Origin of the sequence: Nocardia sp. NPDC050435, assembly GCF_040655395.1 — a bacterium.
Taxonomy (GTDB): Bacteria; Actinomycetota; Actinomycetes; order Mycobacteriales; family Mycobacteriaceae; genus Nocardia.
This window is the reverse complement of record NZ_JBFAJW010000006.1, coordinates 420,808-441,843: the sequence shown is the minus strand read 5'-3', so window position 1 is coordinate 441,843 and position 21,036 is coordinate 420,808. Positions and strand designations below refer to the sequence as shown.

21 protein-coding genes are annotated in these 21,036 nt (G+C 70.6%); 8 read left to right on the top strand and 13 right to left on the bottom strand.

Features of this window, described 5'->3' with window-relative positions; all coding sequences use genetic code 11:
* Window positions 1-331 precede the first annotated feature (331 nt).
* Both AB0I43_RS21330 and AB0I43_RS21325 read right to left on the bottom strand, forming a co-directional pair.
* The gene (locus AB0I43_RS21330; RefSeq protein WP_356975431.1) at window positions 332-1,072 is read right to left on the bottom strand and encodes a VOC family protein; all 741 of its coding nucleotides are present in this window, start codon (window positions 1,070-1,072) and stop codon (window positions 332-334) included.
* A gap of 224 nt (window positions 1,073-1,296) precedes the next feature.
* Window positions 1,297-2,322: a helix-turn-helix domain-containing protein gene (locus tag AB0I43_RS21325; protein ID WP_356975433.1), complete on the bottom strand. Its 1,026-nt coding sequence runs from the start codon at window positions 2,320-2,322 to the stop codon at window positions 1,297-1,299.
* A gap of 126 nt (window positions 2,323-2,448) precedes the next feature.
* Here AB0I43_RS21325 and AB0I43_RS21320 point away from each other — a divergent pair, with 126 nt between their 5' ends.
* Window positions 2,449-3,723, top strand: coding sequence for an MFS transporter (locus AB0I43_RS21320; protein WP_356975789.1), 1,275 nt, complete (start codon window positions 2,449-2,451; stop codon window positions 3,721-3,723).
* Here the strand turns inward: AB0I43_RS21320 and AB0I43_RS21315 are convergent.
* Window positions 3,720-4,076, bottom strand: a complete 357-nt coding sequence (locus AB0I43_RS21315) for a DUF3099 domain-containing protein (protein WP_356975790.1) — start codon at window positions 4,074-4,076, stop codon at window positions 3,720-3,722. The two genes, AB0I43_RS21320 and AB0I43_RS21315, sit on opposite strands and share 4 nt — an antisense overlap.
* Before the next feature lie 135 nt (window positions 4,077-4,211).
* On the opposite strand from AB0I43_RS21315, the gene AB0I43_RS21310 reads away from it, so the two are divergent.
* Entirely contained in the window at window positions 4,212-4,448 is a 237-nt protein-coding gene (locus tag AB0I43_RS21310) for a DUF3039 domain-containing protein (RefSeq protein WP_356975435.1), read from the top strand.
* Here the strand turns inward: AB0I43_RS21310 and AB0I43_RS21305 are convergent.
* The gene (locus AB0I43_RS21305) at window positions 4,421-5,503 is read right to left on the bottom strand and encodes a YihY/virulence factor BrkB family protein (RefSeq protein WP_356975437.1); all 1,083 of its coding nucleotides are present in this window, start codon (window positions 5,501-5,503) and stop codon (window positions 4,421-4,423) included. The genes AB0I43_RS21310 and AB0I43_RS21305 overlap by 28 nt on opposite strands.
* A 291-nt stretch (window positions 5,504-5,794) precedes the next feature.
* On the opposite strand from AB0I43_RS21305, the gene AB0I43_RS21300 reads away from it, so the two are divergent.
* Window positions 5,795-7,456 carry a DEAD/DEAH box helicase gene (locus tag AB0I43_RS21300; protein ID WP_356975792.1) on the top strand — a complete coding sequence of 554 codons (1,662 nt, stop codon included), beginning with the start codon at window positions 5,795-5,797 and terminating at the stop codon, window positions 7,454-7,456.
* Window positions 7,457-7,548: 92 nt separating this feature from the next.
* Here AB0I43_RS21300 and AB0I43_RS21295 read toward each other — a convergent pair whose 3' ends face one another.
* Entirely contained in the window at window positions 7,549-8,127 is a 579-nt protein-coding gene (locus tag AB0I43_RS21295) for a TetR/AcrR family transcriptional regulator (protein ID WP_356975439.1), read from the bottom strand.
* A gap of 125 nt (window positions 8,128-8,252) precedes the next feature.
* Here AB0I43_RS21295 and AB0I43_RS21290 point away from each other — a divergent pair, with 125 nt between their 5' ends.
* Window positions 8,253-9,953: a nitroreductase family deazaflavin-dependent oxidoreductase gene (locus tag AB0I43_RS21290; protein ID WP_356975441.1), complete on the top strand. Its 1,701-nt coding sequence runs from the start codon at window positions 8,253-8,255 to the stop codon at window positions 9,951-9,953.
* 19 nt (window positions 9,954-9,972) lie between these two features.
* On the opposite strand, the gene AB0I43_RS21285 is transcribed toward AB0I43_RS21290, so the two are convergent.
* From AB0I43_RS21285 to AB0I43_RS21275, 3 genes are all read right to left on the bottom strand, one after another.
* The gene (locus AB0I43_RS21285) at window positions 9,973-10,521 is read right to left on the bottom strand and encodes a hypothetical protein (protein WP_356975443.1); all 549 of its coding nucleotides are present in this window, start codon (window positions 10,519-10,521) and stop codon (window positions 9,973-9,975) included.
* The gene (locus AB0I43_RS21280; protein ID WP_356975444.1) at window positions 10,521-12,389 is read right to left on the bottom strand and encodes a DEAD/DEAH box helicase; all 1,869 of its coding nucleotides are present in this window, start codon (window positions 12,387-12,389) and stop codon (window positions 10,521-10,523) included. Before AB0I43_RS21280 ends, AB0I43_RS21285 begins: the two co-directional genes overlap by 1 nt.
* A 186-nt stretch (window positions 12,390-12,575) precedes the next feature.
* Window positions 12,576-12,770, bottom strand: coding sequence for a hypothetical protein (locus AB0I43_RS21275; protein WP_033087939.1), 195 nt, complete (start codon window positions 12,768-12,770; stop codon window positions 12,576-12,578).
* A gap of 273 nt (window positions 12,771-13,043) precedes the next feature.
* Here AB0I43_RS21275 and AB0I43_RS21270 point away from each other — a divergent pair, with 273 nt between their 5' ends.
* The gene (locus tag AB0I43_RS21270) at window positions 13,044-13,403 is read left to right on the top strand and encodes a DUF952 domain-containing protein (protein WP_356975446.1); all 360 of its coding nucleotides are present in this window, start codon (window positions 13,044-13,046) and stop codon (window positions 13,401-13,403) included.
* On the opposite strand, the gene AB0I43_RS21265 is transcribed toward AB0I43_RS21270, so the two are convergent.
* The 3 genes from AB0I43_RS21265 to AB0I43_RS21255 form a co-directional block, all read right to left on the bottom strand.
* Entirely contained in the window at window positions 13,404-14,051 is a 648-nt protein-coding gene (locus AB0I43_RS21265) for a response regulator transcription factor (protein ID WP_356975448.1), read from the bottom strand.
* Between the two features lie 55 nt (window positions 14,052-14,106).
* Window positions 14,107-15,189 carry an ionic transporter y4hA gene (locus AB0I43_RS21260; RefSeq protein WP_356975449.1) on the bottom strand — a complete coding sequence of 361 codons (1,083 nt, stop codon included), beginning with the start codon at window positions 15,187-15,189 and terminating at the stop codon, window positions 14,107-14,109.
* 147 nt (window positions 15,190-15,336) lie between these two features.
* Window positions 15,337-16,503, bottom strand: a complete 1,167-nt coding sequence (locus tag AB0I43_RS21255) for a histidine kinase (protein ID WP_356975451.1) — start codon at window positions 16,501-16,503, stop codon at window positions 15,337-15,339.
* A gap of 108 nt (window positions 16,504-16,611) precedes the next feature.
* On the opposite strand from AB0I43_RS21255, the gene AB0I43_RS21250 reads away from it, so the two are divergent.
* The 3 genes from AB0I43_RS21250 to AB0I43_RS21240 are packed head-to-tail and all read left to right on the top strand — an operon-like array spanning window position 16,612 to window position 19,009.
* Window positions 16,612-17,307, top strand: a complete 696-nt coding sequence (locus tag AB0I43_RS21250; RefSeq protein WP_356975453.1) for a GAP family protein — start codon at window positions 16,612-16,614, stop codon at window positions 17,305-17,307.
* 42 nt (window positions 17,308-17,349) lie between these two features.
* Entirely contained in the window at window positions 17,350-17,832 is a 483-nt protein-coding gene (locus tag AB0I43_RS21245; protein ID WP_356975454.1) for a cation:proton antiporter regulatory subunit, read from the top strand.
* Between the two features lie 4 nt (window positions 17,833-17,836).
* Window positions 17,837-19,009: a cation:proton antiporter gene (locus AB0I43_RS21240; protein WP_356975456.1), complete on the top strand. Its 1,173-nt coding sequence runs from the start codon at window positions 17,837-17,839 to the stop codon at window positions 19,007-19,009.
* Here AB0I43_RS21240 and AB0I43_RS21235 read toward each other — a convergent pair.
* Both AB0I43_RS21235 and AB0I43_RS21230 read right to left on the bottom strand, forming a co-directional pair.
* Window positions 18,969-19,748, bottom strand: a complete 780-nt coding sequence (locus AB0I43_RS21235; RefSeq protein ID WP_356975458.1) for a rhomboid-like protein — start codon at window positions 19,746-19,748, stop codon at window positions 18,969-18,971. The genes AB0I43_RS21240 and AB0I43_RS21235 overlap by 41 nt on opposite strands.
* Before the next feature lie 119 nt (window positions 19,749-19,867).
* The gene (locus AB0I43_RS21230) at window positions 19,868-21,034 is read right to left on the bottom strand and encodes an MHYT domain-containing protein (RefSeq protein ID WP_357432581.1); all 1,167 of its coding nucleotides are present in this window, start codon (window positions 21,032-21,034) and stop codon (window positions 19,868-19,870) included.
* Between the last annotated feature and the right edge of the window lie 2 nt (window positions 21,035-21,036).

The following is a 21,036-nucleotide window of genomic DNA, read 5'->3' as shown; positions in this document are numbered from 1 at the left end:
TCCCGTCGCTGCTTATGCGCGCCGCCGCGATCGTAATTGGGCCGTGTCCACACAGTGGTCGCCGTGAAGGCCTGCCCCGCAAGCGCGCGCACCCCCGCGATCACCCTGCCGCCGCGCTTCGCGGCTGGATCGGTGGCCGTGACGCGGTTCGTGCGGGTCCGGTGAGGCGCGGTCGTGACGCCCTGTCGCTGCTTATGCCCGCTGCCGCGACCGCGATTCAGCTCGGGCCCGGTGAGCCGCCGATGCGGTGTCTTGGCAGTCGGCGAGGGTTCCGGGCGACCAAGTGGCCGGGTTCGGGGGTGCCTGTCCGTCCGAACCCGGCGCGCGGCTGTCAGCGGGGGTTCGGGTCGCGGCCGGTGACGCAGTAGGGGGCGCCGGAGGGGTCGGCCATGACGATCCAGTGCTGGTGGCGTTCGGTGATGGTCGCGCCCAAGGTGGTGTGCCAGGCGGCGGTGGCCTTGATGTCGGAGGAGGCGAGGTCGATGTGGGCGGTGGCCGTGCGGTCCTCGTTGAGGCGCTGCAGCAGGAATTGGACGGGGAGGGGTTCCTTGGGGCGCAGGCGGGAGAATTCGGGCAGGGTGGCCGCGGAGTGGTCCCAGTGGGTGAGGGTGGTCCAGAAGCGGGATTCGGCGATGTAGTCGTAGGTGCCGATATCCAGGCAGACCTGGTCCAGGCGCGACAGCGAGCCGTCGGGGGCCGCGACGGCGGGGGCGGGGTGGCTCTTGGCGGGACCCGCGGGAGTGAAGCAGAAGAGCTGACCGGCGGGGGAGCGCAGGACGGCGTATCCGGGATGGTTGGCGACCAGGTCGGCGCCCAGGTCCAGCGCGCAGCGCACCGCCGCGGGGATGTCCTCGACGTCGAAGTCCAGGTGCACCCCGCCCAGGCCGGTCACCGACTGCATCTTGATGCCGGCGGCGGCGAAGAGCGCGGGATCCGGTAGCAGAGTGAGGAATTCGCCGTCGGCGCCGCGGCGCTCGGAGGGCGCGGTGCCGGTGATGGTGGACCAGAAGGCCACACATGCGTCGAATCGTTGCGCGGGACGGTCGAGAAACGCCCAGACCCACCTGATCATGTTGTCTCCTGAGTACTGCGGGAAGCGGGCCCGCACCCGTGGCGCGGGCCGGGCCGCGCTCGTCGGTTTCCCGGCACACAGTAGGTCGCGCCGGTGCGGCTGTCGAGGACAATCGGGCGACTGGCCGAGACAGCAACCGGAAGAAGGTGATTCGTCCGGTATATCCCTTCGAATGCTCGAAAGAGTCTGCGCGAGTTAGCGATTAGACGTTCTGCCGGATTCGATCAGCCGACGGTGTCCACCTGACCGACGGAAACCGTTGCGCGCGGCCCGGATTGACTCGGCCGCGCGCGGAAGGTCCGGCGATAGGCCAACGGCGCCAGCCCCAGCTCGGCCCGCATGTGGTGGCGCAGCGAATGCGCGGTGCCCAGCCCGGCCGCGTGTGCGACGGCGTCGACCGGCAGGTCGGTGGTCTCCAGCAGGTGCCGCGCGTGCCGCAGCCGCTGCTGCAGAATCCAGCTCCCCGGCGCCAGCCCGGTCTCGGCTTTGAAGCGACGGGTGAAGGTGCGCACACTCATCCGGGCGTGCGCGGCCAGCGTCGCCAGGTCGAGCTCGGCATCGAGGTGACGCAGCGCCCAGGCGCGGGTCGGTGCGGTCCCGTCCGAGCCCGGGTCGGGCACCTGCCGATCGATGAACTGGGACTGCCCGCCTTCGCGCCACGGCGGGACCACGCAGTAGCGCGCGGCCCGATTGGCGACCTCGCTGCCGTGATCGGTGCGCAGAATATGCAGGCACAGATCGATGCCCGCCGCGAGACCGGCGGCGGTGCAGAGCTTTTCGTCGTCGGCGACGAAGAGCAGGTTGTCGTCGAGCCGCACCCGCGGGTACAGGGCGCGGAACTCCTCGGCGAAAGACCAGTGCGTGGTGGCGCGCCGCCCATCCAGGTAGCCGGCGGCGGCGAGCACGAAAGCGCCGGTGCAGATCGAGATGATCCGGGTGCCCGGCCGGATCGTCGCGAGCGCGGCGGCGAGCTCGGCGGGCAGGGTACCCGCGCGGCGCGGCCCCGGAATCTGGGTGCCGGGGATGATCACCGTGTCGGCGGTGGCCAGCAACTCCGGGCCGTGCGCGGGCGTGACGGCGAAACCGCCGGTGGATTCCACCGGCTCGGTGGACAACCCGCAGATTCGCACGTCGTAGAGCTTGTCGCCGGCGGCGGTCTTGGCGGCGCCCAGCACCATCGTCGGAATCGTCATGTCGAAGCCGACGACGGGCGCGAGCGCCAGCACGGCGACGCGGTGCGGTGTGGTCATGCTCCCCCTCCGGGTGTGGCTAGATATTTACGCATTGTGTCATTCAGGCCACTCGTTCGGAACCTCGCTTTCCCGCACGCTGTTCCGGTGACCGAATTACGAGCCTCCGCCGACGCCCGGGATCCCGTGGACGCCACCGAGATTCCGCCCCGCCGCGGCCTGCACCCGGCCTGGCTGGTCGCCGGGGTGACCTTCCTGACACTGATCGGCGCGGCCGCGTTCCGGTCGGTGCCCAGTGTGCTCATGACCCCGCTGCACGAGGAGTTCGGCTGGTCGCACGGCACCATCGGCACCGCGGTGTCGCTGAATCTGCTGCTGTTCGGCCTGATCTCGCCGTTCGCGGCCGCGCTGATGGAACGGCTGGGCATCCGCAAGGTGGTCGCCTGCGCGCTGGTGCTGGTGGCGGCGGGCAGCGGGCTGACGGTGTTCATGACCCAGTCCTGGCAGCTGGTGGCGACCTGGGGTCTGCTGGTCGGCGTCGGGACGGGCTCGATGTCGATGGCGCTGGTGGCCACCGTTACCGGCCGCTGGTTCGTGCGGCAGCGCGGCCTGGTCACCGGCGTGCTGACCGCGGCGGGTGCGACCGGACAGCTGATCTTCCTGCCGCTGGTCGCGGCGGTCGCCCACGACCACGGCTGGCGGCTGCCGTCGCTGATCGTGGCCGGGACGGCACTGGCGGTGGTGCCGCTGGTGCTGCTGTTCCTGCGCGACTTCCCCAGCGACGCGGGCGTCACCGCCTACGGGGCGGAACCGAGCAGCACGGTCGGGCTGCGCAAACCGCCGATCGGCGGCGCGCTGCGCGCCCTGACGGTGCTCGGCCAGGTCGCGCGCCGGCCCGGGTTCTGGCTGCTGGCAGGCGGATTCGCGGTGTGCGGCATGTCCACCAATGGACTGGTCGGCACGCATTTCGTCAGCGCCGCCCACGACCACGGCATGCCGCAGACCATGGCCGCCGGCCTGCTCGCGCTGATCGGCATCTTCGACGTGGTGGGCACGATCTTCTCCGGCTGGCTCACCGACCGGGTCGATCCGCGCTACCTGCTGCTGGGCTACTACTCGCTGCGCGGGTTGTCGCTGCTGATCCTGCCGTCGCTGTTCGCGCCCGACACCGAACCCAGCATGTGGGTGTTCATCATCTTCTACGGCCTGGACTGGATCGCCACCGTCCCGCCGACGGTGATGCTGTGCCGGGAACTGTTCGGCGACGACGGGCCGATCGCCTTCGGCTGGGTGTTCGCCTCGCACCAGGTCGGGGCCGCGATCGCCGCGACCGGCGCGGGGGTGGTCCGCGACATCCAGGGCAGCTACGACCTGGCCTGGTACGTCGCGGGCGGGCTCTGCGGGATCGCGGCGCTGATGTCCATCGTCATCCGCCGGCCGAAAACGGCGGTGCCGGTCTAGTTCTCGATCGCGCGGTGCGGCCGCGACTCCAGGGCGGCCTGCTTGCGGCCGTCCCAGCGGCTGGGTTCGTCCTTGCTCCGCGGCGGGCGGTCGTTGGCGATCAGCACCGCGATCCAGGGCAGCGGGATGGACACGCCGATGATCAGCAGTGAGATGACCCAGTTCTCCCACAGGCTGTAGGCGATCGCGGCCAGCACCAGGCAGGGGATGCGGAAGGCCATGATGATCGTGTACCTGCGGACCCGGGCGCGGTGCTGGTCTTCCAGCGAGGGCGCGGCCTCGGTGATCAGGACCGGGTGTTTGTCGTCGTTGCCGGGGAAGAATCCGCGGGAGGCGGGCTTGGGGTCTGGCATGGAGACGTCTGGGCGAACACCGCTGCCGATGTCGTCGGCGTCCGGGGTGTCGCCGTACTGCTGCATAGCTCCGAGTGTTCCACAATCGGCGGCCGCGCTCGGCCGCCCCCGGGGGAATGCGGCATCATGGAGGACGTGAGTACCGACACCCTGGTTCGCCCGGATACGACGACCGACGAGACGACGGGCGACGACACCCCGAAATTCTTCCACTACGTGAAGAAGAACAAGATCGCCGAGAGCGCCGTCATGGGCACCCACGTGGTCGCCCTGTGTGGCGAGGTGTTCCCGGTGACGCGCTCGGCCAAGCCCGGCTCGCCGGTGTGCCCGGCCTGCGAGGAGGTCTACAAGGGCCTGCGCAAGGGCGACTGAGTCCCGTAGTCCTCGGCCCCGGTTTCCGTGCCGGGGTCGTCCTCGTCGTCGCCGCGCACCTGGTTGGCCAGCCACTCCTTCATCTGCTCCAGCCGCGTCGCGCGGGCGGGCCAGAATTCCTGGATGGTGGCGTTGAACTCGGCGCCGAGAATCACGGCGAAGCCGAGGAAATACGTGAACAGCAGGAACGCGATCGGCGTCGCGAGCGCGCCGTAGGTGACGCCGGTCTCGTTGATCCAGGACAGGTACCGGCGCAGGCCCTCGCTGGCCGCCATGAAGAACACGGCCGCCACCACCGCGCCCCAGAACAGGCGGTGCCACGGGAGCGTCCGGTGCAGCGCCAGCTTGTAGAGCGTGGCCAGCGCGACGATCAACAGCAGGCCGACGCCGGGATAGTAGAAGCTGTCCAGCAGCCGGATGCCCGTCTCGCGCCACATGTCGGGCAGCACCCGCCCGGCCAGCCGCGGGCCCAGCGCCACCAGCGGCAGCAGGATCACCGACGCGATCAGGAACCCCACGTACAGCAGCAGCGCGAAGATGCGCTGCCACACCGGATGTCGCGCGTCCTGCTGACCGTGTGCCTCGACGATGGAGTCCACGAAGGTCGACATCGCCGAGGACCCGGCCCACAGCGACAGCACGAACCCGAACGACACCACCGCGCCGCGCCCGCGCCCGAGCACGTCGTTCACCGTCGGTTCGATCAGGTCGGTGACCACGGCGCTACTGAACAACTCGCGGCTGAAGGCGAGGATCTTGGACTCGACGATGTTGACCGTGTCCGGCCCGAACAGGCCGCCGACGTAGCCCAGGCTGCCGAGCACGCCGAGCAGCAGCGGCGCGAGCGACAAGGTCTGCCAGAACGCGGCGGCCGCCGATTTCGTGAAGATCGAGTTGTTCCACGACTTCTGGGCCACCCGGACGACGACGCGCCGGCTGCGGCGGGCCGCGCGGCGCAGGCGACGCCGCAGCAATCCCAGACGTGACGAACGCGCGCCACCGCCGCCGCTGTGGATCGGCAGCGGTTCACTCGCGTCGGGCTCGGGGTCGTTCATGGTGTGTACAGCATCGCGCATGACACGCCCCGGCACTGCTTTGTCGCACGGGGGACGTGGCCCACACTGGCCAGACACGCCGTGTCGACCGGCCGAACAGGGATGTTGTGCCCGGTCGGCCTGTGATGCCGATCGCCCCCGCCGCGTCGGTTTGGCAACACGCCGACTCCGCCCGCTAGGGTCTTCTGCGTGACTGGGTCGGGTGGCGCTGCGGCGACTAATGAAGCTTCGCCGGGCGATTCCGGAGCGTCGGGCAGAGCTGGCCAGCTACGCGCTTGGCAGCGCCGCGCGCTGACGAAATACCTCGCGTCCAAACCGCGTGACTTCCTAGCCGTCGCCACTCCCGGCGCCGGTAAGACGACCTTCGCGCTGCGCGTGGCCTCCGAACTGCTGGCCGACCGCACCGTCGACCAGGTGACGGTCATAGCGCCGACCGAGCACCTCAAGCACCAGTGGGCGCAATCCGCCGCCCGGGTGGGCATCCAGCTGGATTCGCGCTTCTCCAACGCCACCGGCGGCACCTCCGGCGATTATCACGGCGTCGTCGTCACCTACGCCCAGGTGGCCTCGCATCCCGCGCGGCACCGGGTGCGCACCGAACGCCGCCGCACCCTGGTGATCCTGGACGAGATCCATCACGCGGGCGACGCGAAGAGCTGGGGCGAGGCGACCGCCGAAGCCTTCGGCGACGCGACCCGGCGACTGGCCCTCACCGGTACCCCCTTCCGCTCCGACGACAGCCAGATCCCGTTCGTCACCTACGAACCCGGTGAGGGCGGCCTGCCGCAGTCCCGCGCCGACCACACCTACGGCTATGCCGAGGCGCTCGCCGACGGCGTCGTGCGGCCCGTGGTCTTCCTGGCCTATTCCGGTGAGGCGCACTGGCGCGACAGCGCGGGCGAGGAGTACACCGCCCGCCTCGGCGAGCCGTTGAGCGCCGAGCACACCGCCCGCGCCTGGCGCACCGCGCTGGACCCGGCCGGCGACTGGATCTCCGCGGTCCTGCGCGCCGCCGACACCCGGCTGCGCCAGCTCCGCTCGACCGGCATGCCGGACGCCGGCGGCCTGGTCATCGCGACCGATCAGGAACGCGCCCGCGACTACGCCGAACTGCTCGAACACATTTCGGGGGAGAAGCCCGCGCTTGTGCTCTCCGACGACCCCTCCTCCTCGGATCGCATCGGGGAGTTCGCCGCGAGCACGCAGCCGTGGATGGTGGCCGTGCGGATGGTATCCGAGGGCGTCGACGTGCCGCGCCTCGCGGTCGGTGTCTACGCGACGAGCGCGTCCACGCCGCTGTACTTCGCGCAGGCGATCGGCCGTTTCGTGCGTGCCCGGCGGCCCGGGGAAACGGCCAGCGTGTTCCTGCCCTCGGTGCCGGTGCTGCTGGATCTGGCCGCACAGCTGGAATTGCAGCGCGACCACATCATCGGCAAGCCGCACCGCGAGAAGAACGCGCTCGACGACGAACTGCTGATCGACGCGAACAAGCAGAAGGACGAACCCGGCGACGAGGAGCGCAAGTTCGTCGCGCTGCACGCCGACGCCGAACTCGATCAGCTGATCTACGACGGCAATTCGTTCGGTACCGCCACCATCGCCGGCAGCGCGGAGGAAGCCGACTACCTCGGCATCCCCGGTCTGCTCGACGCCGAGCAGATGCGGGCGCTGCTGCGCGAACGCCAGTCCAAGCAGGTCTCCGAACGCAGCGCCGCCGCGACCGCCGAAACCTCGGCCCATGTCGCGACGGCCACCGAGCGGGTCGCGACCGCCGACAAGCTCGGTGAGCTGCGCCGGGAGCTGAACAGCCTGGTCGCGATGCACCATCACCGCACCGGGAAGCCGCACGGCGTCATCCACGGTGAATTACGCAAGGAGTGCGGTGGCCCGCCCACCGCGCTGGCGACGGCGGATCAGCTCGCCGAGCGCATCGCCTGCCTGCGCCGTCGGTAAGCGGCCGGTCCGGGCGATCGTGCCGCTCGGCCGATGTGAACGTTGTGCCGAGTGACCCGCGTTCGTGCGGTCGAATGGTCCGATCGCGGAACTCAGCCCTCGACCGGAGCCTTGCGGGTGTGCTGGGCGACGAGTTCGGCCACGTGCTTGCCGGTGCGTTCCAGCGGCGCCGCGGAGCGCTGCGCCAGCGACATCACGACCGCGCCCTCCACGGCGGCGATGATGGTGGTCGCCAGGGAGCGGGCGGTGTCGGGTTCGACCTGCTCGGCGCGCAGGCGTTCGGCGAGGATCTCCTCCCAGTCCAGGAAGCTCGCGGCCGCGGCGTCCGCGGCGGCCGGGGATTCGGCGCGGCCCAGGGCGGCGGCCAGGATGGGGCAGCCCGCGGTGAAATCGCTGGCGAGCATGGCTTCTCGCCACATGGCGGGGTAGGCCGCGAGGCAGGTGGCGACATCCGCGCCGGCGGTGAAGGTGCGCATGACCGCGCTGGTCGCCTCGCCCGCCACCCGGGTCGCCTCCGCGACCAGCTCGGCTTTGCCGCCGGGAAAGTTCAGGTAGACCGTGCGGCGGGAGATGCCGCTGTGGTCGAGCAACTGCGCGATGCCGGTGCCGGCGATGCCGTGGCGGCGCATCAGATCGATCGCACTGGCCAAGAGTTTGTCCCTGGCGGCCATGCGCGCCCCTTTCCCTCGTCGGCTGTCGAGCCCCAGTCTACGGTTGATGTAAACCGATCGGTGTACTACCGTCGCGGTACACCGATCGGTCTACTCGAAGCCGATCTCGACGAACGGGCCCAGCAATGCCGACCCTGCACGATCCCCTTCCGCTGGCCTGCGGCCAGGCGCTGCCCAACCGGATCATGAAGTCCGCCCTGAGCGAGGGGCTCGGCAACCAGGACCTGGCGCCCGACGAGCGCCTGGAGCGGCTCTTCCGCCGGTGGGGCGCGGGCGGCTTCGGGCTCGTCGTCACCGGCAATGTGATGGTGGACAGCCGCCACCTCGGCGAGCCCGGCAATGTAGCCGTCGAGGACGAGCGGCACCTCGGCGCGCTCACCCGCTGGGCCAAGGCGGGCAAGGACGGCGGCACGCCGGTGTGGGTCCAGCTCAATCATCCCGGCCGCCAGGCCAATCCGATCGTCACCCGGCACCGCCCGGTCGGGCCCTCGGCGATCGCGCTGACGATCCCCGGGCTGCCCACACCGCGCGCGCTCACCGAGGACGAGATCCTCGACATCATCCGCCGCTTCGGCACCGCGGCGCGGGTGGTGGAGGCCGCGGGCTTCGACGGCGTGCAGATCCACGGCGCGCACGGCTACCTGGTCTCGCAGTTCCTCTCGCCGATCGCCAACCAGCGCACCGACGCCTGGGGCGGCGACCCGGAGCGCCGCGCGCGGTTCGTGCTCGAGGTCGTGCGATCGATTCGGGCGCAGGTGAGCCCCGGTTTCGCGCTGGGCATCAAGCTGAACTCGGCCGATTTCCAGCGGGGCGGGTTCACCGAGGAAGAGTCCCAGGGTGTCGTCGCGCGGCTGGCCGCCGAAGCGGTCGACCTGATCGAGATCAGCGGTGGCAGTTATGAATCGCCCGCCATGATGGGCCGGCCGCGCCAGGTCGCGGCCAGCACCAAGGCGCGCGAAGCGTACTTCCTGGATTACGCCGAAACCGTGCGGCGGGTGGCCGGATCGACACCGATCGCGGTGACGGGCGGGTTCCGCAGCGCGGCCGCGATGACCGAGGCGGTCGGATCGGGCGTGTGCGACATCGTCGGGCTGGGCCGGCCGGCCGCCGTGTTCCCCACCGCCGCGGGCGATCTGCTGGAGGGCCGCACCGAGGTTCTGCGCTCGCCCTTCATCACGCTGGGGCTACCGCCGCGGCTGGCCGCCAACGGCAACATCAAGGCTTTCGACGGCGCGCTCGATCTACAATGGCACACCGATCAGCTGCATCTGATCGGGTCCGGGGCGGATCCCGATCCGGGCCGCTCGTCCTGGCGCACCGCCGCGCACATGATCCGCCATCACGGCGTGGACGCCTTCCGCGCCAAGCGATCCGCCGCGCCCGCCACCGACAAGCTGGCCCGCAAGTTCCGCCGCGAGCGCGCCCTCGGCCGCTACGTCATGAACCCCGCGGTGCGCCTGCTGGACCGCGTCGGAGTGCGCACCACCCTCGCCACCGAGCTCGAGACCATCGGCCGCAAATCCGGTCAGCCGCGCCGGGTTCCGGTCTCGGTGCTGTTCGACGACGACGGCGCGTGGATCATCTGCATGCACGGCACCCGCTCGGGCTGGGGCCTGAACCTGACCGCGAACCCGAACGTCACCGTGCGCCAGGGCGACCGCTGGCGGCCGGGCATCGCCGAATTCCGGCCCGAGGACGACGTGGTCGCCCGCGCCACCACTTTCGCCCCGCACCCCGCGCTGGCTCCGCTGACCCGATCGATGTTCGCCACCTTGCAGACCGCTCCGGTCACCGTCCGCGTCACCTTCACCGACACGCAGGGCTAACAGACCCGCACAGGGTCCCTCAGACGACCTCGAAGTAGGCCGCCGGGTCGAGGCTGTTGATCGGAGTCCAGCGGGGCGTCTCGGCCGGGATCGACGAGTCCTGATGGGCCGCCTCGAAATAGCCCTGGAGTTCCAGGGCCAGGCGTGGGTTCTGGTCCACCCGCCGGGTCAGTTCGTAGAGCACTGACAGCAGGTGCACGCAGCGTGGGTTGCGGGCCGAGCAGGAGCAGTCCGTGGCGGCCAGCACCGGGGTGGGGGTCAGGCCCGCGTCGGCGAGGGCGCGGTGCATCTCGTCGGTGAGGACCGTGGGGTCGGGCAGCAGCCCGGCGATCGCGGTCACGGCCGCGCGGTCCAGCGGAGCCACCTCGACGTGGGTCACCGAGGCTTGGCCGCCGCGATGGATGGACGCGCGGACATCGCGGCCCTCGATGGTGAGCTGGACCCCGTCGTTGCGCGCGATGGAGCGCGCCCGGGGGAGCAGCGGGTCGGGGCGGGTCTGGCGCAGCGGTTCGGCCAGGCGCAGCCAGTCCTTGCCCCAGGCGGTGTATCCGAAGTCGTTGTCCGGCATCAGTTGTCTCGCTTCCGGCGCAGGATTTCCACGAGTTGCTCGTCGTCCAGTCGGGCCAGCGCGGCGATGCCCGCGGTATCGGACAGATCGGTGAGGGCGGCTTTGCGGTCGTGCATGCCCGCGATGTGCTCCTCCACGGTGGTGCCGGAGGTGAGCGTGGTGACGGTGACCGTGCGGGTCTGCCCGATGCGGTGCGCGCGGTCGGAGGCCTGCGCCTCCACGGCCGGATTCCACCAGCGATCGAAATGGATGACATCGGCGGCCCGGGTCAGCGTGAGACCCGTGCCCGCGGCGCGCAGGCTCAGCACCAGGACCGGTGGGCCGTCAGGGGATTGGAAACCGGCGACGATCGCGCCGCGCTGCTCCTGATTGAGCCCGCCGTGGAAGAACGGCGCGGTGACGCCGAACTGTTCGGCCAGGTGGCGCACCAGCAGCTCGCCGGTCTGGCGGTACTGGGTGAAGATCAGGGTGGGCGCGTCGTTCTCCAGATTGGCCCCGACGATGTCGGTGCACAGATCGAGTTTGCCGGAGCGACCCGCCAATTCGCCGAGCTCGCCGGTGATGAGTCCGGGATGGTTGCACACCTGTTTGAGCGCGGTGAGCGCGGCAAGCACGCGGGTCTGGCGTTGCGCGCCGGAGCCGAAGCCGTCATCGACGGCGCGGTCCAGCAGCTGGTCGTAGAGCTTCTCCTGCTCGGGGGTGAGGTCGCAGAGCAGGTCGGTGTGGATCTTGGCGGGTAGCGATGCGGCGACCTGAGTCTTCTTGCGGGTCAGCACCACCGGTTCGATGGCGTCGCGCAGCCGGGCGGCGGCGGTGGCCGACCCGTCCTGGATGGGCCGGACGAACCGGCGGCGGAACTGGGTGCGGTGCGCGAACAGCCGGGGCGCGACCAGGTTGAGCAGGGCGAACAGCTCTTCGAGATGGTTCTCCACCGGGGTGCCGGTCAGCGCCACCTTGGCGCCGGCGGTGAGCGTGCGCGCGGCCTTGGACACCTGGGTGCGCGGATTCTTCAGCGCCTGCGCCTCGTCGAAAACCACCGTCGTCCAGGAGGTTCCGGTGAGGTGCTGCCCGTGCAGCCGCAGGGTGGGGTATCCGGCGATCAGGACGGTGCCCGGCTCGGGCGCCACCGCGCCGCCACGCCACACCACCGGCCGCAGCCCCGGCCCGAACCGGGTGATCTCGTGCGCCCAGTTGCCGACCAGCGAGGTGGGACACACGACCAGCTGCGGGCCCTCGGCCACCCGACCGGCCAGGAAGCCGATGGTCTGCACGGTCTTGCCGAGGCCCATCTCGTCGGCCAGCACCGCCCCGCCGAACGCCTCGGTCGTCTCCCGTAGCCAGCTCACGCCGCGCGCCTGGTACGGCCGCAGCTCGGCCTTCAGCACCGAGGCCATTTCCGCTGTCGCCGCCTGGGTTTCGTGGAAGACCCGCAGCGCGCGCTGCGCGGCGATCACCGAGGTGCCGACCGCGTCGGGCACCGCGTGCGCGGCGATGGGCAGCGTGAACTCGTCGGTACCGTCATCGCTCGGCCCCGGACCCGGCGCAGGTGTGCGCCTGCTTCGCGCCGCGGAGGTGTCTGCGGCCGCGGCGGCAGAACCCGGCGCAACCGGCGCGGCTTGCGCGGCTGCGGACTGGATCAGGTTCTGCCACACGCGCAGTGACGCGCCTCGTTCGCCGATCGCCGCGCCGGGCTCGTCGGCAACCAGTGTGGCGAGTTCGTGCGCGGTGACGAGCACGCAGTCGACGTCGACGACCGTGAGCGCGTCCAGCGTGCTCGTCGGTACGGCCAGCGGCAGCGTCTCGCGGTCCCCGATGCCGGTGGGCGCGCGCCCGGTGGTGCGCCCGCTCCAGGTCCAGAGGGCGAACATGTGGCGGTCGGGCAGGTAGGTGGCCTGGGTGGAAGACAGGTCGATCCCCTCGTTCGCAATGTGTTGTGCGGCACAAAAATTGTCCAGGGACGCCGACAGCGGGCGACTGGTGTCGCCCGCTGCCGGTGAAGACTGTGTTCTGTTGTTCGATGCTGTTGTGTCGGGACGCGAGGTCGGACCTGTGCTCTACAAGGCGGGAGCGGACTCCGTGTCGATCACGGCTTCCAACTCACGCAAGCGATCCATGTGCTCGTTCGCGTGGTGCTGGCAGAAGAGCAACTCTCCACCTGCGGGAAGGGTGGCGCGCACGCGCGCTGCCGCCCCGCAGCGGTCGCAACGATCGACCGCGGTCAGTGGGGTGCTTGTCAGGGTTCCTGGCATGACTCCTCCGTCCTGGCTCCCGGCACTGCAGTCCGTTCACCTGGTGTGGGGCCCGTGGTCACTCCGCGGGCTCGCTACCGCTACTTCCCAGCAGTGGTATGACTACTCTGTCAGACGTTCGGGACGGGGGCTTTGTTCCCGTAAACGATTCGGTGTGTTTTCCCTAACATGACCTGGTATTTCGCTAACGGCGAACAGCTCACCTCAGGTGCCGCACACGTCCACGCTCACTCCTCGAACTCGCCTATCCAGTTGTCTACCGGGAGATTACCCGTGATCTATGACACTCACACCCTCGTTCACATTTGTGACCTGAACGAATGGTCGAACGCCCGGCAAACCGGAGAGTATCGCGCGCCCTCGCTGGCCGAGGCCGGATTCATCCACCTGTCCACGCCGCAGCAAGCGCACCTGCCGGCCAACCGCCTGTTCCGCGGCAAGCAGGATCTGGTGCTGCTGCGGATCGACCCGTCCCGGCTGGACGCGGAGGTGAAATGGGAGCCCGGCGTGCCCACCGACCCCGAGTCGATGCTCTTCCCGCACCTGTACGGCCCGCTGCCGGTGGCGGCGGTCACCGCGGTCGAGGAATTCCGGCCCGGACCGGACGGCACGTTCGCGCCGCTGCCGGAGTGACTACTGCTCGCGGGCCTCGCGCGCCACGATCGCGGCCTGCACCCGCGAGCGCACGCCCAGCTTGGTAAGCACCCGGGAGACATGGGTTTTCACCGTGGTCTCGCCGATGAACAGCCGGGTGGCGATCTGCGCGTTGGTCAGGCCGTCGCCGAGGCAGTCCAGGACCTCGCGTTCGCGCTCGGTGAGGTCGGCGAAGCCGTCCGGCGCGGCCGCCTGGGGCTCGACCGCGGTGGCGGCGAACGCGCCGATCACCGCCCTGGTCACCTCCGGCGCGAGCACGCCGTCACCGGCGGCGACCGCGCGCACCGAATCCACCAGCGCCGCACCGGAGGTGGACTTCAGCACGAAGCCCGACGCGCCCGCCCGCAGCGTCCGGAAGACGTACTCGTCCAGATCGAAAGTGGTGAGGATGAGGACCCGGGCCAGGCCGTCGGCGGTGATCCGCTCGGTCGCGGTGATGCCGTCGACGCCGGGCATGCGCACGTCCATCAGCACCACGTCCGGGCGCAGTGCCTTGGCCTGCGCGACCGCGACGTCGCCGTCAGCGGCCTCGCCGACCACCTCGATGTCCGCGGCGCTGTCCAGGATCATCCGGAGCCCGGCCCGGATGGCACCGTGGTCGTCGGCGATGAGCACGCGAATCGTCACCGGATCATCAGATCACAGCGGGGTGCGCGGCCGGATCCGCCGAAGGAACGACGCGCTACGGGCTCACCGCGAGGAACACGAAGGCCGCGAACAGCACCAGGTGCACGCCGCCCTGCAGCAGCGTCGCCCGGCCGGGCACCACGGTGAGCGCGCCCACCACGACGGTCAGCGCCAGCAGCACCATCTGCGTCGCGCCCAGGCCCAGGGTCAGCGGACCGGAGATCCAGATCGTGGCCAGCGCGATCGCCGGAATGGTCAGGCCGATGCTGGCCATCGCCGATCCCAGGGCCAGATTCAGGCTGATCTGCACCCGGCCCCGGCGCGCGACCCGCACCGCCGCCAGCGTCTCGGGCAGCAGCACCAGCAGCGCGATCACGACGCCGACGGCCGCGCGCGGCATGCCGGCCGCGGCCACGCCGCTCTCGATCGCGGGCGACACCATCTTCGCCAGGCCGACGACGCCGACCAGCGCGACCACCAGCAGCACCAGGCTCTGGACGGTGGCGCGCAGGGTCGGCGGCTCGTGCGGCTCGTCGTCCGGGTCGGCCTCCTCGACCGGCAGGAAGTCCTCCCGGTGCCGGATCGTCTGCACCGCGACGAACAGCCCGTACAGCAGCAGCGAGGCCACGGCCGCGAACGCCAGCTGCGAGCCGGAGAACTCCGGCCCCGGCTTGCTGGTGGTGAAGGTCGGCAGGACCAGGCTCAGGGTGGCCAGGGTGGCGACGGTCGCGAGCGCGCCGCCGGTGCCCTCGGCGTTGAACACCGCGACCCGCCGGCGCAGCGCGGCCACCAGCAGCGACAATCCGACGATGCCGTTGCAGGTGATCATCACCGCCGCGAACACGGTGTCGCGCGCCAGCGAGGAGGCGTCCGGCCCGCCCGAGGCCATCAGTGTAAGGATCAATCCGACCTCGATCACGGTGACAGCGACGGCCAGGACCAGCGATCCGAACGGTTCGCCCACCCGATGGGCCACGACCTCCGCGTGCTGCACGGCCGCGAGCACCGCGCCGCCCAGGGCCAGCACCAGCACGATCATGACCGGTCCGGACGGATGGCTGAACCACGCGATTGCCAAGATCAGGGCGGCCAAAATCGGGGCAATGGTCGTCCAATGTCTTGTCAAAATACGCGTCATGGCACCCATGATCCCAGCGACCAACGGGCGACCCGGGCGGCGGAGATCGGCAACAGCCCTCCGACCTGCGGGAAAGCGACCGGCGACCGGCCCGGATTGTGGCCCGCGTCACGATGATTGGAGCCGATCGCGCGCCCCGGCGATCGGCTAGCCGGTGGGCAGCCGGGCACGGACCTCCCAGTCGCTGCCCGCGAACTCGGCGGTGAACGAACCGCCCAGCGCGACGGCGCGTTCACGCATGTTCATCAGCCCGCGCCCGGCGGGATCGGGCTGCGCGAAGTGCGGGCTCGGGGCCGGATTACGCACGGTCACCACCAGACTCGTGTCCTGGGCGCGGACATCGATGTCCACCGGCCGGCCCGGGGCGTGCTTCATCGCGTTGGTCAGCGCCTCCTGCAGGATCCGGTAGGCGGCCTGATCCACGGCGCTGGGCAGCGTCGTCCCGTTCAGCGCGTCCCGGACCCGCACGGTGATCCCGGCCGCGCGCGCGGCGTCCACGAGGATCGGCAGCTGGGCCAGCGTGCGGGGCGCGGCGACGTCCTCGTCGGCGCCGTCGTCGCGGAGCAGCCCGATCATGGTGCGCATCTCCTGGAGCGCGCTGACACTGTTGGACCGGATCGAGGCGAGAATGCCCGAGACCTTCGGATCGAGGTCGCCCGACATCCCGAGCGCGGCCTCGGACTGCAGGGCGATGGCCGAGAGGTGCCCGGCGATGACGTCGTGCAGGTCGCGGGCCATGGTCTTGCGCTCGTCGGCGATGGCGGCCCGGCGATCCAGTTCGGCGACCAGCGTCATCGCCTGGGCGCGCGTGTGTTCCGCGTCGGCGATCTCCTTGTGCTGGCGGACCTGCAACCCCCACCAGACCGGCATGCCGATGAAGGCGAAGGCGGCGGCGATCGCGATGGCGAAGGCATGCCAGTCGCCGACGGCGATCCAAACCGCCACCGCGAGCGCCAGCGACAGCACCGCGCTCAGCGTGGCCGTCACCCGTGAGACGATGCGGCTGCCGTACAGGACCGCCGCGTAGACCAGATCCGAATACACCAGCCACACCGGCACGCTCGGGCCGAGCAGGAGGTCCGCGATCATCGGCCCCGCGCCGATCAGCAGCGCCGATACCGGCCGGCGCCGCCGGATCAGCGTCGCGCCGCACAGCGCGATCAGGATCGCGAAGCGGATCGTCAGCGGCGTCTGGCTGCTGGGGCTGCCCAGCGGATAGATGCCGGACAGGTACAGCACGGTGCCCAGCGTGAACATGAAGGCCGTGATCAGCACGTCCTGTGTCCACATCGACAACTCGTGCCACTGCTTCACCGATCCATCACAGCACACGCGTGCGGGGGTGAGGTCCGCCGAAGGGAGGACCCGCGATCGATCCGATGGCCGACGCTCGCCCCGCCCCGCGCACGCGACGCTTGACCCGTGATTCTGATTCCGGCCCTGATCGGCCTGGCCCTGGTGGACTCGACCAGCATCGGCACCCTGGTCCTGCCGATCTGGCTGCTGCTCGCCCCGCAGCGCCCGCCCGCCCGGCGGCTGCTCACCTACCTGGCGGCGATCACCGTCTTCTACTTCGCCGTCGGCGTGGCGCTGCTCACCGTCGTCGGGTCGGCGCTGGAGCGGTTCGGCGACCTGACCCGCAGCCCGATCGTGCTGGTGCCGCAGCTGCTGCTCGGTATTGCGCTGTTCGCGGTGTCGTGGCGCTTCGACTCCAAGAAACGGCGGGAGCGCGGCGAGCCCGACCGCACCGCCGCGTGGCGCACCCGCGCGCTGAACGCGCAGTCCTCGGGCACCGGGCTGGCGGTGCTCGCGGTGAGCGCGGGCACGCTGGAACTGTTCTCGATGCTGCCCTATCTGGCCGCGATCGGGTTGCTGGTGTCCAGCGATCTGCCGCTCGCCGGGTCGATCGGGTTGCTCGCGGCGTACTGCGTGGTGATGGTCGCGCCCGCGCTGGTGCTGATGGGTGCGCGGAAGGTGTTGCACGCCAGGATCGAACCGCTGCTGGCCCGCATCGACGCGTTCCTGTCCCGGCACGCCGACAGCGCGACCGGCTGGGCGCTGGCGATCGCGGGCGTCCTGCTGGTCCGCGGCGCCGTGCCCGGGTTGTTCGGCAACTAGACGTTCCCGGGCGCAGCGCCGGACAAGCGCTAGGGTGGACCGGTGAACATCGATGTCACCGCCCTACCGGGTATCGGGGTACGCAAGGATTTCCAGGCACGCTCCGGGCGCCGCATCGGCGTGGTCGATCATCGGGACGGCGGCATCGACCTGATCGTGTCGAAGCTGTCGGACCCGGACGCCTGCGCGGCCCAGGTTCCGCTGAGCACCGACGAGGCGGCCGTGCTGGCCAATCTGCTCGGCGCGCCGCAGCTGGTCGCCCAGCTGGAAGAAGACCACCGCGACCTGCCCGGCATCACCACCCGGCAGTTGCCGATCGACGAGACGTCGCCCTACGTCAGCCGCACCCTCGGCGAGACGGGGATGCGCACCCGCACCAAGGTCTCGATCGTCGCGGTGATGCGCGCCGGTCAGCTGCATCCCTCGCCCGGCCCGGATTTCACCTTCACCACCGACGATGTGCTCGTCGTCGTCGGGACTCCCGACGGTCTGGAAGCGGCCGCGAAGATCCTCACCCACGGGTGAGTTCGTGACCACTACCGCGCTCGCGCTGGTAGAACTCGGAGCGGTCCTGTTCGCCCTGGGGATGCTGGGGCGGGTCGCGGTGCACTTCGGGATGTCGCCGATCCCGCTGTATCTGCTCGGCGGGCTGGTCTTCGGGCACGGCGGCGTGGTCCAACTCGACGCCGCCATCGAATTCGGCCGGGTGGCGGGCGAAATCGGCGTCGTGCTGCTGCTGTTGCTGCTCGGCCTGGAATACACCGCGCCCGAGTTGATGACCAGCATGCGCCGCTCCTGGGCCGCGGGTCTGCTCGATCTGGTCGCCAACGCCACGCCCGGCGTGCTGGTGGCGCTGCTGCTCGGGTGGGGCGTGATCGGCGCGGTCACCATGGGCGGGGTCACCTATATCTCCTCCTCCGGCATCATCGCGAAGGTGCTCGACGATCTGGGCCGCCTGGGCAACCGGGAGACCCCGGTCGTGCTGTCGATCCTGGTGTTCGAGGATCTGGCGATGGCGGTGTATCTGCCGATCCTCACCACGCTGCTGGCCGGACTCAGCCTGTTCGCCGGTTTGAAGGCGCTGGCCCTGGCGCTTGTGACGGTCACGGTGGTGCTGGTGGTGGCGCTGCGCTACGGCCGCTACGTCTCGGCTTTGCTGGACAGCCCGGACAACGAGGTGTTCCTGCTCAAGCTGCTCGGCGCGGCTCTGCTGGTGGCGGGGGTGGCCTCCACGCTCAACGTCTCCGCGGCCGTCGGCGCGTTCCTGCTGGGCATCGCGATCTCCGGATCCACCGCGCACCACGCCGCGAAACTGCTGGAGCCGCTGCGGGATCTGTTCGCGGCGATGTTCTTCGTCGCCTTCGGCCTGAACACCGACCCGGCCGCGATCCCGCCGGTGCTCGGCTGGGCGATCGCGCTCGCGGTGGTCACCGTCGCCACCAAGGTCGCGACCGGGTGGTGGGCGGCCGGGCGGCAGGGCATCGCGCGGCTGGGCCGGGCCCGCGCGGGGGCGGCGCTGGTGGCGCGCGGCGAATTCTCCATCGTCATCGCGGGATTGGCGGTCGGGATGGTCGCCGGCGCCGAGCTGGCCGCGCTCGCCTCCGCCTATGTGCTGCTGATGGCGGTGCTCGGGCCGGTCGCGGCACGCGTGGTCGAGCCGGTCAGCCGGTTGCTGACGCGTCCGCCGCGAGCGGTGGCCTAGCGGCGCGCCGCTTCTCGACCCCGGTCCAGAACGCGGTCGCGAGCGTGCCCACCAGCAAGCCGATCGCGCCCGCGCACACGTGGCCGTAGTCGGTGAAAGTTCGTCCGTAGGCGGCCGCGCCGATCAGGACGGTCAGCAGCAGCGCGATCCACGTCAGCCGGACGAGACCGCGGAACCGGAACGCCAGCGCCGCGAGCACCGCGGTGAACCCGTAGCTGGTGCCGACGTCCGGGGCGACGGCCACGCGCAGCGGGATCAGGCCGTTGTCGATGGCCTGGGCGATGCCGAACACCGTCAGCAGCGACGCCCCGATATGGCCGGTGGCGAACAGCAGGATCCAGCGTCCGGTGCCGAGCCAGCGTTCGGCCAGCGCCATGATGATCAGGAATTCCGCGATGGTGAGCCAGGGGAACTGGCCCTCGGTCCAGAACGCCGAGGCGATCAGCACCTGAACGGGGTTGTGCCGCATATTGTGCAGGTTCGTCGACGCGGACAGGATCAGCCTGCGATCTTCGGCCGGAGACAATCCGCGCAGCGTCCACCAGGTGACGAACAGGGTGAACGCGTAGGCGGTGCTGGCCGGGGCGTCGGTCAGGTGGTGGCGCAGGGCCGGATAGATCCGGAACAGCAGCCGGGGCGCGCGCAGCCACTCCCAGGCCCGGCGCAGTTCGGTCCGCAGGTCGACCGTCCGGGTCCAGGGGGAGTGGTAGCGCCCGTCGAGCGCGGTGGAGGTGACCACAGGGAAAGTCTGCCGTCGCCGGAGCGGACCGGCAGGACTGACGCGCCGGGAGCGGCGTGCGCGGTCGGCGATGCGCGCGGCTTAGTTCCCTCGATTCGCCTGGCGCAGGCTGACTCGCCTCAGCCGCCGTGCCGCCTGCGCAGCCAGCGGTCGCCCGGCTCCTGCGGCGTCTCGTACTCGTCGGCGTCGTCGCCGGCCGGATCCTCCAGTCCGGCGCCCTTGGCGAGTAAGCGCTGACGATCGGCGCGAGCCAGCGCCTTACGGGTGTGCGATTCGGTGACCGGGAGCGCCGAGCGCGGGCGGGCGTCGCGCTGGGTCGGCGCGGCCCAGCGGGTTTCCGAACCGGGTTGCGGCGGCCAGTAGGAGTTGGTGATCTCCTCCGGTGCGGGCTCGTGTGTCTTGCGCTGTGGTTGCGGTCGTTGCGGTTTCAGGCCGACCGGGCGGGTCGGTTCGGCCGGCGCATCCGGTTCCGGTGGGCGCGCGGCGCTGCGGCGCAGCCGGGGCAGGTCGACGACGTTGTCCTCGACGGTGGTCAGGCTGACGGCGATCAGCAGCAGCATGGTGGCGATGCTGATCAACAGGATCAGCGGGGCCAGCAGCTGGGCGGGGTCGGCGCCCTGCGGCGTCGTCGCGTGGTCGGCATGGTGGGCGTGCATGGCGGTCATGCCGGTGTAGTGCATGCCGGACACCGCGACACCCATGATCAGGGCCGCGGCGATGGTCGCCCCGATGCCCTTGACTCGCAGCGCGAAATACAGCGCCACCGTGGCCGCGACGATCGCGATGAACACCGACAGGACGACCACCGGCAGGTCGTAGCTGAGGTGCGCGTCCGATTTCATCGCGTACATGCCGGTGTAGTGCATGGCGGCGACGCCGAGCCCGGTGATCGCGCCGCCGCCCAGCAGCGCGGGCACGGTCGGTTGCGGGCGGACCACCGTGAACAGGCCGATCCCCACCACCACGATCGCGGTCAGCGCGCTGAACAGGGTGAGCGGCACGTGGTAGCGGATCTCCGCGCCCTCGATCGAAAAGCCCAGCATGGCAATGAAATGCATGACCCAGACGCCGGCTCCGCCGATGGCGAGCGCGGCCGCGGCCAGCCAGCGCGGCCGGATCTCGCCCTCGCGGCGGGCGCGGACCGCGCATTGCAGGCCGAGCAGCGAGCCGAGGAAGGACATGACGTACGCCATCAGCGGGGTGACCCAGCCGTAGCTGAAATGGGAGATGTCGAGCACGAGATATCCGCCGTTCGAGGCGAATTCGCCCCGTGAGTGAAACAACAACG